Origin of the sequence: Flammeovirga pectinis, assembly GCF_003970675.1 — a bacterium.
Lineage (GTDB): Bacteria > Bacteroidota > Bacteroidia > Cytophagales > Flammeovirgaceae > Flammeovirga > Flammeovirga pectinis.
Genome location: NZ_CP034562.1, coordinates 1,623,536 through 1,639,059 on the forward strand (window position 1 = coordinate 1,623,536; position 15,524 = coordinate 1,639,059).

The window sequence follows — 15,524 nt, forward strand, 5'->3', positions numbered from 1 at the left end:
CCCATAGAAGGGATAATTAAGCAGTTGTACAATTAAAATCGGAAGTTTTAACCTTTCTTTTTTAGTCTACTCTTCGTTAGAATTTCATCACGTAACTATGCGCTTCAATGCTGTCTTGATGAGACTAAAAAATAATCACCTAAATTTTCCTAGTTTCAAATGTTCACTTGCTCAATAGAAAAGTAATAGAGAACCATAAGATAAAGTCGTTTGAGAAGTATTTTTAGTAGTTCACTGTAAGAATAGTGAAGTTCTTTTTACCTGCAGGAGTGATGACGTCTACACTATCACCAATTTTGTTGTTTAGAAGTGCTTTCCCAATAGGAGAGGCAATACTGATCGTTTGCTTCTTAATATCTGCTTCATCTGGACCAACAAGACGCAAAGACATCGTATTTCCATTTTGATCTTTAAAAGAAACATAAGCACTAAACATTGCTATATTTTTATCTATCTTTTGATCAAAAACTTTAACCTCAGCAATTCTACGGCGCAAATAAGTTAAACGTCCATCAATTTCACGTAATTTCTTTTTACCGTAAATATATTCAGCATTTTCAGAACGATCACCCATTGCAGCAGCATCACTAACAGCCTGCGTAACAATTTTACGTTCTTCCCAAAGCTCCAACACATCTTGTTGTAAGCCTTCCATGCCTTCTTTTGTTATATATGTAGATTTATTCATTTTTCTATTTTGTATTGTCTGCAAATTTAAAGCATATACTTGAGAGATGAAAGTGGTACTATTTAATAAGTACTTTAGTTTTTGATAATCAATTCAATAGTGAAATAGATCTTAATCTCAAAAATATACTTTAACTAAAAATTAGTGTATTATTGATTTAATCACTTAACTTTCACTTTTAAAAAAATAGTGAATGTTAATAAAAAATTTACTTTGGGAAGCAACCTCTAAGATTGTTGTACAAGGCATAGCTTTTCTTTTTTCTATCTTTTTAACCCGACAATTAACGCCTGAAATATATGGAGAGTTTGGGGTAATAATGGCATTTGTAATCATATTTCATGCATTGATGGATTTTTCTTTAGTCGAAAGTTTTGTACAAAAACATGATGCTAACCAAAAAGAATTGTCTAGCGGTTATTGGGGTATTGTGTTTATGGGGGGAGTAACCACATTAGTATTCTTTGTTTTTATTCCGATTATCTGTAAATACCTTGGATATTCTAATCTAGGAATTCCTTTGAGATGGATGAGTTTGGTATTTATTATTAGTGTTATAGGTGATGGAATAGGAATGACAGTCACTAGGGCAATGAACTTTAAAGTGCATTCTAAAATTAGTATGATTGCAAACTTTAGTTCCAGTTGTATTGGTTTAATAAGTGCTTATCAAGGATTTGGTATATATGCTTTAATCTTTCAATTTATTTCTAAAACAAGTATAAGTACAGTCCTTTATTTTATGTTTGAAAAATGGCGTCCCACTCTATATTTTAACCTAAATGACATTAAAATTGTTAGTGATTATGCGAGTAAACGGACAGCAACTAAGTTTATAAATCAAGTAATTACAAATCTAGATACAGTAGTATTAAGTATATCTTTACCAGTACAGCAATTGGGGTTTTACAATAAAGCAAAATCAGTTACTAATCAATATATTAATAATTCCTCTTCAATATTTTCTGGGGTATATTTTTCTTATTTTTCAAAACATAAAGAAAAGAATGATTTACTGATTGCCTCATTTATAAAAGCGTTCTTTCTTCTATTTAGTATTACATTGCTAATAAGCATTTTACTAGTAATCTTTGGTGAAAATCTATTTGTGTTTATGTTTAAAGAAGAATGGAAAGAGAGTGGGCAGATTTTTCAATACCTTATCGGAATATCATTTGTTTATCCATTAATTGAGCTCATACAAGTATACTTAAATGCTATCAATCAGGCTACTACTACATTAAAAATAAATGTCTTGACTAAAAGTCTTCAGCTAATATGTTTATTTATAGCCTTCAAATTTGGCTTAACTTATTTTTTAATCAGCTTGATTATTAAAGGAATATTGGAGTTAATAGTGAATGTGGTGGCTATGTGGAAATATATTATTTAATGCCTGTAATGAGGTGTTAAATCAACCGTTGATCAATGTCTATTGCTTTATAACCAATAACTTTGACCTTTTTAATATCGGTATGATTGGGATCTATCAGTACATTAAATTCATCTTGAACAATGACAGAAGGTACCATATAAGCTACTGCTTCTTTCTGTAAAATTAATCTACTACCAAAATATTTACTATCTTCTGATGGAGGAAGAAAATGCCATGTATCTGAGAAATTATCTAACTGTTGCTTTGAAATTTTTTGAACAACTAATTCATCTGGTATTTCTATTTCAACAATCATCCTGTCTGTAGGTAACTCATTGTTTATATCTAAGTGAACAGCAACTTCTAACAGTGCTAATGACCTGTATTGAGAAGCATAGCACATATAAACACCTTTATTGTTCCATCTTCCTCCAATTTTTGCAGAACCAATGCCCTCTAATGTTGTACTAACAAATTCTTTTTTTTCAATTCTATATACTCTCATCTAGGCAAACATTCCGTACTCAATTCTATGTAGCGTTTCAAGCACAATATTTCTACCGCTATCTGTATGTAGAATATCCTTTGGTGAAGTGCCGCCCATAGCAATGTTTTTCTTACCCAACCAATGCATGAATTTATCTTTATCACCAAACGTACTCAGCCCTAAATCATAGATTTCTTTTAATGCAATAGCATTTGATAAAATATGATGATTTGCTTTTTCATTTTTATTCTTTCTATCCTTATAGGTTGTATACTTTATATTAAAGAATTTGTCGTAATCTTTTGTAGAGAAATTATACAGCTTAATAATATATTCTACAATGGTAATAGGAGCGGTAGATTCATTAATGATATTTACTATATCGAAGTCATTTTCCCAATGTATCCCTATATCTTCGAAAGAGTAAACGTTCTTTTTTCTACTTCTAATTTTGAACTCGCTTTCTATAATCATGATATTACGTATTCGTTAGACATAGTTACAATATCGTAATTTATGAGGAAATATGCAAAAATAGGATAGAAAGTGAAAAGCTATCCATTCAACAAACAAGAATCAATTTGTGGTTTTTTGGTGTAGTCATAAATTCTTGATCTAGTAACTCATTTTAGATTTCCAAATTACATGAACGATTTGAAACAGGCATGTTTCATTTTACTCTTCACACAAAGCTCCAATGTATTTTACTCCCATTGCCACATTCTCAACTTAATTCCTTAATTTCGCACCAATAAATTAACAAACGATTTTTTAAATGAAAATTCTTTTTCACACCATACAATTCATTCGTTCTATCTTACCGAAAGACCAAAAGATAAAAGCGATGGGTGTAAGTGTATTGCTCTTTTTAAATTCTGGTTTTGAATTGATAGGGTTAAGTGCCATGCTACCTGTTTTTGCGGTATTATTGGAAGATAATATGGTAGAAAAGTACAGTTGGGCGGAATGGTTGTACACTACATTTCATTTAACAGATGATAAACAACTAATTATTCTTCTTACTTCCTTTCTGTTTTTAGTGGTACTAATTAAGAACATTGCAGGTTTGTTAATAACAAAATACCAAAGTGAGTTTGCGTTAGGATTGTACAGTGATTTTGCAAAACGATTGCATCAAATCTATTATAGAAAAGGTTTTACTTTTTTTAAAGGTGAGAACTCAAATGTATTGAATAGAAATGTTAATACAGCAACATCTCTATTTGCAAACCAACAGTTATTAGGTGTCCTAAATATCCTCAATGAAATCATAATCTTATTTGCTATTGTAATAAGTATTGCTATCTACGATATTAAAATAATTGGTTTATTGGCAGTAGTTGTAACGCCAGTGTTTTTCTTTTTTTACAGGTGGGTGAGTGTTAAGTCATTAGAAATTGGAGCAGTTAGAAACCGAGTACAACCAAGGTTAGGGAAGAATATTTTTCAAAGTATTTTTGGGTACGTAGATGTGTTAATTTCTGGTTCTGAGAATAAATTTAGAGAAAGAATTACAATAGATGTAGATGAATTATCCGATACAAACATCAAAGCGAATATTTATAATCTAGCACCAACAAGAGTAATTGAGACTTCATTAATGTTGGCTATTTTAGTGATGAACATTTATGGTGTTTACTACCTCGATTCAAGATTAGAATTGTTGCAATTATTAGGTGTTTTTGCTATTGCAGGGTTCCGAATAATGCCTTCTATTAATAGAATGATGACCTACATGAATGCATTGAATCAAAACAAATGGACTTTTAACGTTCTCCAACCTTTAGCAAATGAACAAGTCTATGCTTGTAAACCACAAAAAGAAGTTGTTTTTAAAGATAAACTAGAGCTTGAGAATGTTAGCTATGCTTATCCAGATACCCCAAGTGATTTTATTTTAGAAGATTTCTCTTTAGTCATTAAAAAAGGAGAAACATTAGGCTTAATCGGTGCTTCGGGCTCAGGAAAAACCACAATCATGAACATTCTCTTAGGTTTTTTACGCGTAACCAAAGGGAAATACAAAATTGATGCGCACGTTTTTGGAGAAGAATACGAAGATGATTTTTACCATAAGGTAGGGTATGTACAGCAATCGGTCTACATAATAGATGCGACTTTAGCAGAAAATGTTGCTTTTGGCTGTGATCAAGCAGAAATTGATTATACCAAGTTAGAACGAGTTTTAAAAAGAGCGAGTTTATGGGAAACGGCCAATAAACTTACAAATGGGGTAGATACAAGAATAGGAGAGAACGGTACAAAACTATCTGGTGGCCAAAGGCAGCGTGTAGGTATTGCAAGAGCCTTGTATTTTGATGCAGAAATTTTATTCTTTGATGAAGCGACTTCAGCTTTAGACAATGAAACGGAAAAGGAAATTACAGCATCGATTAATAAATTATCGCATACAGATTTAACAATCATAATTATAGCACACCGTTTGAGTACATTGGAAGAATGTGATCGTATTATTGAATTGTAATATGAAATACTTCATTTTTTTCCATGCTGTGCAAATAAAGAAAAATAAAGCTAGACCATTTGTTGAAACAGAAGGTTCACCTAAAAACCTACGATTTAATTCGTAGGTTTTTAGGTGAATGAAAATAACTACTTCTTAAACACCTTCATTGTCACTTCTCCATTATCCGTTTTTACCCAAACCAGATACATACCTATAGGTTTACCTTCAAGGTCAATAGACCATTTATACAAAGAGGATGTATTGTAGATATCTGTGTAAATATTTCCAACTACATCATAAACTTTCACATCTTCTATACGAACAGCATTAGAAGTTTCTATTATAAAATTGTTTGAGGTAGGGTTGGGGTATAATTTTATTTTACCTCCAATTTCTTTACCAATACTTGTTACATTTCCATCTACTGTAATACTATAAGATGTTAATAATATATTGTCATATCGTTCATTAGAGATCGTATAATTGTATTCCCCTGTTTTATTCACCCTTAATGAGTCTTTATTTTCTCCAGAGATAATACTACCATTTCTATACCATTGGTAAAAGTCGTTGGTAGTACGGTCTTCTTCGGGAACGTCTAAATAATTGAAACCATTTGCTAATTCAACAGTTGTTCCTTCGTATCCAATATTTTTCTGATTACCATATACGAAATTCACATCATCGTTCTTTACTTTAGGATCGAGTTTATCCATCTCAGCAAATGATAAATGATTATTTGAAATATTGATATAAAGTAAACTATCTAAATTATCTATACCACCTGGTAATTCAACTAGGTTGTTGGCAGAGATATTGACATTATTTAATTCTGATAATGTACTAAATGAAGCTGGTAACTCGTCAATATTTTTATTCCAAATATCTAGGGTAGTAATTCTTGCAGAAGCTCCATCTACTTTAATCCCTTCCCATGTGCCAACAGGTGAGGTAATAGGCCAATTTAATGTGTTATTTGGGTTTAGACTTGTACTTTGTAATGCCAAAAGTACTAGAGAATCCTGTTCGTTTGTCTTTTCAGGAGATACATAAATAGATGCAGTAATTAATGTAAGATCAGTTATTGCAGGATTATTTATCTTGGTATGAAATTTTTCAAATTGATTATTAATAAGTAGAGAATCATTATTAGAGTTAGGAATAGGAATTGTATCATTTCCAATAACATAAAACCATTGATAAGTATTTACATCTCGTAATGATGGATCAATAGTTTGATCAACTACAATATGTATATACCCAGAAGTTGCTACATATTGAGGAGAACCTGCAATACCCTGATTTTTATAATATGAAATACTTTCTTCTTTAATAGGTTCTGGTAAAAGTAAAATATCATCAAATGTTAAGAAATTATTTCTAATCGCTAAACAATCTAAGTTAGACAGATTAGAAAATTTTTGTTCAACAGTGTTAATTTTATTCGCATCTAAAATTAACCTTTCAAGAGATATTAATGAATAAATAGAGGTAGGAATAGTACTTAAATTGTTATTGTTTAATTCTAATATTAGCAGTTGACTTAAGTTTGAAATATCAGGTATGTTTGTAAACTCATTATTACCAATTTTCAGTGAGGTAAGCGCTGTTAATTCACCAAAGTTAGAAGGTAAAGTAGAAAGTGTTTTACTATCTAACGCTAGCTCATACACACGACCACCTCTTAGTGTAACACCGTGCCAAGTTGTAATTGGTTGGTCCAGATGCCAGCCTAATGTATTATTGATGTTATCAGTATAAATTGTACTTACAATTATAGAATCATTATCAAAGAATTGTTGGTCATAAATAAAATTAGATGCGGAATACAATTCTAAGTATTGGAAATCTTGATTAGAGACCTGGCAGTAATATTCTCCAACAGTTGAGGTTGTTAATGTTGAATCGGTTTCTGATGTTTGAGCAATACCATCTTTAAACCATAAATAAGTATTCCTTGTATCTTGTAAACGAGCATCAATAGATAGTTTTATAGGAGAGCCTGTATAGCCCACAGATTGTTCAATACCAACAATTGCTTGTGGTGTGTAACTAATAAATTGTGCTGTTTGATTAATAATTGCTTCAGCATTGTATAAATCGTAAAAGACCAATGCATTATCGGAAATGTCAAATGTATCTAAAACCATTAATGCTCCATTATCCATAAAGTTAACAGGGATGTTTGTTAAGCCTATTGATGATAAACGGGTAGCACTTACAGAAGTACCGGTACCACCTGATTGTGTAATATGTTCCCAATTTGAGACTGGAAGAGTAGTACTCCAGTTTAAGTTTACTTGAGGATTACTTGCTTTTAATGAAAGAAGAGCAAGGGAATCTGCGTAGAATTGAGTAGCATCTATCATGGTATATGTCCCTGTTTTTACTTGAGCTAAAGCAGGAAAGTTAGCATTAGTAATAATACAGTGATAGGAGCCATCTTGAGATATGTTTATGCTTCTGTTTGTTTCATTCGTTATTGCTCCATTTTCATTATACCATTGGTATTGATTGTTAGTCGCAGAGTCAGGAGCAGTTAAAGTGTAAGGGTATTGAGAAAGAAGAATAGAGGTGTCACTAGAAATATTATTTTGGGGAGCATAATTATTAGGAATTATACTAAGTCCTTCAAAAGCAGAGTATCCCAAGTTATTTAGTTGAATATAAATTGTTGTTAAATTTAAAGCTTTAATACTATTTGGAATATGATTGATTTCAGCAGTAGCGGGGGAGAACCAATAAAGACTGGTTAAATTACCAATTGTTTCAGGTAAAACTTTAATAGGATTAGTATGGGTTATTAGTTTTTGCAATGCACTAAGATTTCCAATAGACTCAGGAATAATAGCAATATTTTTTTCACTAATATCCAATTCTGTTATTCTGAAATTGGCTGTTGTGACTCCTTCCCAATTGTCAATTGTTTCATTGGTGTCCCAAGTTAAAGTTGTATTTGGGTTTTGTTGGAGAATATCAATTAGTACTAATGAATCAACTTCATCCATACTATTACTTGGTAGTATTGCTATTGTTTTTGAGGTAAGTGTTAATTGATCATAAACATTGTTTTTGAAGGTGTAATAATATTGTTCATGTTCTGTTGCTAAATAGGTAGAGTCTGTTTCATTAGGTATGATCGTATTATTTTTGAACCATTCAAAGGTCATGTTTTGAATTCCATTATCAACGTTTGTGTCAATTGATAGTAATTGATCTCTATTAGAGAATATTTGTCTGCTATTCCCAATAGAATCTTGCGGACTATAGATGTAATGGTCAATCGTATTAGGTGTCAAGGTAATATCTTCAAACGAAAGTTTATTGTCATTAATGATTAATGTATCGATATTTGTCCAATTTTGAATTCCATTAGGAAGTGCTTCAATAGTATTATTTTGCAGAGCTACTTTTTTTAAGTTGATTAACTGATTTACTTCATTTGGTAGACTACTTATTTCATTATTACTGAAATCGATTGTAGAAATCCGTGTGTTTCTACCAATATCCGACGGTATAGTATTTATGTTATTGTCTTTTAATAATAGAGAGTCAAGATATTCAAGTTGCCCGATATCCGAAGGTATATTTTCAATATTTTGATTTTCAATATTAATGGCAGTCACTCTTGAGAAATTAATAGAGATCCCTTCCCATGTGTTAATAGATTGAGTAAGATCCCATGTCAAAGTATTTGCATTATTTTCAGTGTAGAATTTAGCGACAACAGTTGAGTCAGCCGCAAGAAGATCTTGATTAAAGACAATATAGTTTTGCGATTGTAGCGTTAATTCTGTAAAAATAATATTATTGATTTTACAATAATACAATCCTGTTTGATTTGTGTTATAAGATCGGTTGTTTGCATTAGAAATTGCTAAGTCGTTTAGATACCATTGATATGTATTATTTGTTGTATTAGGGTCGAAATCTGTTGGTAATTCTAGTGTTACAGTAGTATTACCGGTGGCATCCAAGTATTGTTCTGTTCCAATTTTTTCTTGCTCATCATACTTGAAATTGACAGGGTAGTTGGTAGAAATGTTTTCTAAGCTTTCGAAAGTCAATTGATTTTTCTGTACAAGTAATGTATCAAGAGCATTTAGGTTCACAATAGTACTAGGTAATGTATCTAAAAGACTATTATTTATTTTTACTTGATTAATTCTTCCGCTATAAAAAGAGATTCCCTCCCAAGTAGTAATAGGCTGGTTTAGGTCCCAACTAAGGGTGTTGTTTATATTTTTGGTATAAATGTCAGCAACGGCAGTAGAGTCAATTTCAAACTGCTGTTTGTTTAAAATAAATTGATTTGCGGATTGAAGTGTTAACTCAGGAAATAGAGTATTAGTAATAAGACAATAAAATGTACCTAATTCATTAGTAGTATAAGTATTATTATTACCATTTGTAGTAATATGATTTCCATCTTTATACCACTGATAGCTGTTATTTGTAGAGTTTATTTCAGTAGGTAGTGTTAAAGTAATAGCATTTCCAGTATGTTCATAAATATTTGAAGTACCTACAACTTCTTGAGGAGCATAGTTAAAAGTAGAAGGGTATGCTTGAGTGATTTTCTCTAATTCTTCAAAAATAAGAGCATTATTATCTAGCTTCAAAATACTTAAAGCATCTAATACATTAATGTCAGCAGGCAGTACATCAATATTTTTAGTAGAGATATTGACTTGTGTTACTCTATCTGTCGGATTTCCAGAATGTGTTATTCCTTCCCATGTATTAATCGGTTGGCTTAAATCCCAATTTAAAGTATTATCTACATTCAGAGTAGAGATATTTGCTATAGCTGTAGAATCAGCAAGGAACGGAGCCGCATTAATTAGAGTATATGTTCCTGTTTGCACTTGTGCTAAAGCAGTGAAATCAGCATTCGTGATGATACAGTGATAAGTACCATCTTGAGATATGTTTATGCTTCTGTTTGTTTCATTTGTTATTGCTCCATTTTCGTTGTGCCATTGGTATTGATTGTTAATTGCAGAGTCAGGAGCAGTTAAAGTGTAAGGGTATTGAGAAAGAAGAATAGAGGTATCACTAGAAATATTATTTTGAGGTGCATAATTATTAGGAATTCTACTAAGCCCTTCGAAAGCAGAATATCCTAAGTTATTTAATTGAATATAAATGGAGGTTAAATTTAATGCTTTAATACTGTTAGGTATATGACTAATTTCTGCAATGGCAGGTGTTAATAAATAGAGGTTCGTTAAATTACCAATAGTTTCAGGAAGAATTTTAATAGGGTTAGTGTTAGTAATAAGTTTTTGCAATGCACTAAGATTTCCAATAGACTCAGGAATAATAGCAATATTTTTTTCACTAATATTTAATTCTGTTATTCTGAAATTGGCTGTTGTGACTCCTTCCCAATTGTCAATTGTTTCATTGGTGTCCCAAGTTAAAGTTGTATTTGGGTTTTGTTGAAGAATATCAATTAGTACTAATGAATCAACTTCATCGACGCTATTACCTGGTAGTATTGCTATTATTTTTGATGTAAGCGTTAGTTTATCATAAATAGTATTTTTGAAGGTGTAATAGTATTGTTCATGTTCTGTTGCTAAATAGGTAGAGTCTGTTTCATTAGGTATGATCGTATTATTTTTGAACCATTCAAAGGTCATGTTTTGAATTCCATTATCAACGTTTGTGTCAATTGATAGTAATTGATCTCTATTAGAGAATATTTGTCTGCTATTCCCAATAGAATCTTGCGGACTATAGATGTAATGGTCAATCGTATTAGGTGTCAAGGTAATATCTTCAAAAGTAAGTTTATTGTCATTAATGATTAATGTATCGATATTTGTCCAATTTTGAATTCCATTAGGAAGTGCTTCAATAGTATTATTTTGCAGAGCTACTTTTTTTAAGTTGATCAACTGACTTACTTCATCGGGTAGACTACTTATTCCATTATTACTAAAATCGATTGTAGAAATCTGTGTGTTTCTACCAATATCCGAGGGTATAGTATTTATGTTGTTGTCTTTTAATAATAGAGAGTCAAGATATTCAAGTTGCCCGATATCTGAAGGTATATTTTCAATATTTTGATTTTCAATATTAATGGCAGTTACTCTTGAGAAATTAATAGAGATCCCTTCCCATGTGTTAATAGGTTGAGTTAGATCCCATGTCAAAGTATTTGCATTATTTTCAGTGTAGAATTTAGCGACAACAGTTGAGTCAGCCGCAAGAAGATCCTGATTAAAGACTATATAGTTTTGCGATTGTAGCGTTAATTCTGTAAAAATAATATTATTGATTTTACAATAATACAACCCTGTTTGATTTGTGTTATAAGATCGGCTGTTTGCATTAGGAATTACTAAGTCGTTTAGATACCATTGATAGGTATTATTTGTTGTATTAGGATCAAAATCTGTTGGTAATTCTAGTGTTACAGTAATATTACCGGTAGCATCGAGGTATTGTTCTGTTCCAATTTTTTCTTGCTTATCATACTTAAAATTGATAGGGTAGTTGGTAGAAATGTTTTCCAAGCTTTCAAACGTCAATTGATTTTCCTGTACTAATAATGTATCAAGAGCATTTAGGTTCACAATAGTACTAGGTAATGTATCTAAAAGGCTGTTGTTTATTTTTACTTGATTAATTCTTCCGCTATAAAAAGAGATTCCTTCCCAAGTAGTAATAGGCTGGTTTAGGTCCCAACTAAGGGTGTTGTTTACATTTTTGGTATAAATGTCAGCAACGGCAGTAGAGTCAATTTCAAACTGCTGTTTGTTTAAAATAAATTGATTTGCGGATTGAAGTGTTAACTCAGGAAATAGAGTATTAGTAATAAGACAATAAAATGTACCTAATTCATTAGTAGTATAAGTATTATTATTACCATTTGTAGTAATATGATTTCCATCTTTATACCACTGATAGCTGTTATTTGTAGAGTTTATTTCAGTAGGTAGTGTTAAAGTAATAGCATTTCCAGTATGTTCATAAATATTTGAAGTACCTACAACTTCTTGAGGAGCATAGTTAAAAGTAGAAGGGTATGCTTGAGTGATTTTCTCTAATTCTTCAAAAATAAGAGCATTATTATCTAAACTAAAACTACTTAAAGCATCTAAAACATTAATGTCAGTAGGCAGTGCATCAATTGTTTTAGTAGAGATATTGACTTGTGTTACTCTGTCTGTCGGATTTCCAGAGTGTGTTATACCTTCCCAAGTATTAATGGGTTGGTTTAAATCCCAATTTAAAGTATTATCTACATTCAAAGTATAGATATTTGCTATAGCTGTAGAATCAGCAAGGAACGGAGCCGCATTAATTAGAGTATATGTTCCTGTTTGCACTTGTGCTAAAGCAGTGAAATCAGCATTCGTGATGATACAGTGATAAGTACCATCTTGAGATATGTTTATGCTTCTATTTGTTTCATTCGTTATTGCTCCATTTTCATTATACCATTGGTATTGATTGTTAGTCGCAGAGTCTGGAGCATTTAAAGTGTAAGGGTATTGAGAAAGTAGAATAGAGGTGTCACTTGAAATATTATTTTGAGGTGCATAATTATTAGGAATTCTACTAAGCCCTTCGAAAGCAGAATATCCTAAGTTATTTAATTGAATATAAATGGAGGTTAAATTTAATGCTTTAATACTGTTAGGTATATGACTAATTTCTGCAATGGCAGGTGTTAATAAATAGAGGTTCGTTAAATTACCAATAGTTTCAGGAAGAATTTTAATAGGGTTAGTGTTAGTAATAAGTTTTTGCAATGCACTAAGATTTCCAATAGACTCAGGAATAATAGCAATATTTTTTTCACTAATATTTAATTCTGTTATTCTGAAATTGGCTGTTGTGACTCCTTCCCAATTGTCAATTGTTTCATTGGTGTCCCAAGTTAAAGTTGTATTTGGGTTTTGTTGAAGAATATCAATTAGTACTAATGAATCAACTTCATCGACGCTATTACCTGGTAGTATTGCTATTATTTTTGATGTAAGCGTTAGTTTATCATAAATAGTATTTTTGAAGGTGTAATAGTATTGTTCATGTTCTGTTGCTAAATAGGTAGAGTCTGTTTCATTAGGTATGATCGTATTATTTTTGAACCATTCAAAGGTCATGTTTTGAATTCCATTATCAACGTTTGTGTCAATTGATAGTAATTGATCTCTATTAGAGAATATTTGTCTGCTATTCCCAATAGAATCTTGCGGACTATAGATGTAATGGTCAATCGTATTAGGTGTCAAGGTAATATCTTCAAAAGTAAGTTTATTGTCATTAATGATTAATGTATCGATATTTGTCCAATTTTGAATTCCATTAGGAAGTGCTTCAATAGTATTATTTTGCAGAGCTACTTTTTTTAAGTTGATCAACTGACTTACTTCATCGGGTAGACTACTTATTCCATTATTACTAAAATCGATTGTAGAAATCTGTGTGTTTCTACCAATATCCGAGGGTATAGTATTTATGTTGTTGTCTTTTAATAATAGAGAGTCAAGATATTCAAGTTGCCCGATATCTGAAGGTATATTTTCAATATTTTGATTTTCAATATTAATGGCAGTTACTCTTGAGAAATTAATAGAGATCCCTTCCCATGTGTTAATAGGTTGAGTTAGATCCCATGTCAAAGTATTTGCATTATTTTCAGTGTAGAATTTAGCGACAACAGTTGAGTCAGCCGCAAGAAGATCCTGATTAAAGACTATATAGTTTTGCGATTGTAGCGTTAATTCTGTAAAAATAATATTATTGATTTTACAATAATACAACCCTGTTTGATTTGTGTTATAAGATCGGCTGTTTGCATTAGGAATTACTAAGTCGTTTAGATACCATTGATAGGTATTATTTGTTGTATTAGGATCAAAATCTGTTGGTAATTCTAGTGTTACAGTAATATTACCGGTAGCATCGAGGTATTGTTCTGTTCCAATTTTTTCTTGCTTATCATACTTAAAATTGATAGGGTAGTTGGTAGAAATGTTTTCCAAGCTTTCAAACGTCAATTGATTTTCCTGTACTAATAATGTATCAAGAGCATTTAGGTTCACAATAGTACTAGGTAATGTATCTAAAAGGCTGTTGTTTATTTTTACTTGATTAATTCTTCCGCTATAAAAAGAGATTCCTTCCCAAGTAGTAATAGGCTGGTTTAGGTCCCAACTAAGGGTGTTGTTTACATTTTTGGTATAAATGTCAGCAACGGCAGTAGAGTCAATTTCAAACTGCTGTTTGTTTAAAATAAATTGATTTGCGGATTGAAGTGTTAACTCAGGAAATAGAGTATTAGTAATAAGACAATAAAATGTACCTAATTCATTAGTAGTATAAGTATTATTATTACCATTTGTAGTAATATGATTTCCATCTTTATACCACTGATAGCTGTTATTTGTAGAGTTTATTTCAGTAGGTAGTGTTAAAGTAATAGCATTTCCAGTATGTTCATAAATATTTGAAGTACCTACAACTTCTTGAGGAGCATAGTTAAAAGTAGAAGGGTATGCTTGAGTGATTTTCTCTAATTCTTCAAAAATAAGAGCATTATTATCTAAACTAAAACTACTTAAAGCATCTAAAACATTAATGTCAGTAGGCAGTGCATCAATTGTTTTAGTAGAGATATTGACTTGTGTTACTCTGTCTGTCGGATTTCCAGAGTGTGTTATACCTTCCCATGTATTAATCGGTTGGCTTAAATCCCAATTTAAAGTATTATCTACATTCAAAGTATAGATATTTGCTATAGCTGTAGAATCAGCAAGGAACGGAGCCGCATTAATTAGAGTATATGTTCCTGTTTGCACTTGTGCTAAAGCAGTGAAATCAGCATTCGTGATGATACAGTGATAAGTACCATCTTGAGATATGTTTATGCTTCTATTTGTTTCATTCGTTATTGCTCCATTTTCATTATACCATTGGTATTGATTGTTAGTCGCAGAGTCTGGAGCATTTAAAGTGTAAGGGTATTGAGAAAGTAGAATAGAGGTGTCACTTGAAATATTATTTTGAGGTGCATAATTATTAGGAATTATACTAAGTCCTTCAAAAGCAGAGTATCCCAAGTTATTTAGTTGAATATAAATTGTTGTTAAATTTAAAGCTTTAATACTATTTGGAATATGATTGATTTCAGCAGTAGCGGGGGAGAACCAATAAAGACTGGTTAAATTACCAATTGTTTCAGGTAAAACTTTAATAGGATTAGTATGGGTTATTAGTTTTTGCAATGCACTAAGATTTCCAATAGACTCAGGAATAATAGCAATATTTTTCGAATTTATGTTAATACCTATGATTTTTGAGTTATTGATTTCAATTCCTTCCCAACTAGAAACATTATTATTTAGATTCCAAGTAAGTGTACTATTTGGATTGGTGTTATATATATCTACCAAAACTAAAGAATCATTTTCAATAACTTGAGCATTTATTGAATTGATGAAAAATAGAAATGTAAATATAAAAGGTGCTATATTTGTCATAA

Annotated in this window: 6 protein-coding genes; 2 read left to right on the forward strand and 4 right to left on the reverse strand. The window is 31.1% G+C overall.

Annotation, left to right across the window (positions count from 1 at the left end):
• Positions 1-223: 223 nt before the first annotated feature.
• The gene (locus tag EI427_RS06505; RefSeq protein ID WP_126612879.1) at positions 224-688 is read right to left on the reverse strand and encodes a GreA/GreB family elongation factor; all 465 of its coding nucleotides are present in this window, start codon (positions 686-688) and stop codon (positions 224-226) included.
• Between the two features lie 193 nt (positions 689-881).
• Between EI427_RS06505 and EI427_RS06510 the strand changes: the two genes are divergently transcribed.
• The gene (locus EI427_RS06510; protein WP_126612881.1) at positions 882-2,081 is read left to right on the forward strand and encodes an oligosaccharide flippase family protein; all 1,200 of its coding nucleotides are present in this window, start codon (positions 882-884) and stop codon (positions 2,079-2,081) included.
• A 16-nt stretch (positions 2,082-2,097) separates the two neighbouring features.
• Here the strand turns inward: EI427_RS06510 and EI427_RS06515 are convergent, their stop codons facing one another.
• Together EI427_RS06515 and EI427_RS06520 are read right to left on the reverse strand one after the other, a co-directional pair.
• Positions 2,098-2,568, reverse strand: a complete 471-nt coding sequence (locus tag EI427_RS06515; protein WP_126612883.1) for an RES family NAD+ phosphorylase — start codon at positions 2,566-2,568, stop codon at positions 2,098-2,100.
• Positions 2,569-3,024 carry an antitoxin Xre/MbcA/ParS toxin-binding domain-containing protein gene (locus EI427_RS06520; protein WP_126612885.1) on the reverse strand — a complete coding sequence of 152 codons (456 nt, stop codon included), beginning with the start codon at positions 3,022-3,024 and terminating at the stop codon, positions 2,569-2,571. It abuts the gene before it with no gap.
• A 301-nt stretch (positions 3,025-3,325) separates the two neighbouring features.
• On the opposite strand from EI427_RS06520, the gene EI427_RS06525 reads away from it, so the two are divergent.
• On the forward strand, positions 3,326-5,035 hold the full coding sequence (locus EI427_RS06525) for an ABC transporter ATP-binding protein (RefSeq protein ID WP_126612887.1): 1,710 nt from the start codon (positions 3,326-3,328) through the stop codon (positions 5,033-5,035).
• 128 nt (positions 5,036-5,163) lie between these two features.
• Here EI427_RS06525 and EI427_RS06530 read toward each other — a convergent pair whose 3' ends face one another.
• Positions 5,164-15,522 carry a T9SS type A sorting domain-containing protein gene (locus EI427_RS06530; protein WP_126612889.1) on the reverse strand — a complete coding sequence of 3,453 codons (10,359 nt, stop codon included), beginning with the start codon at positions 15,520-15,522 and terminating at the stop codon, positions 5,164-5,166.
• Positions 15,523-15,524: the final 2 nt, after the last annotated feature.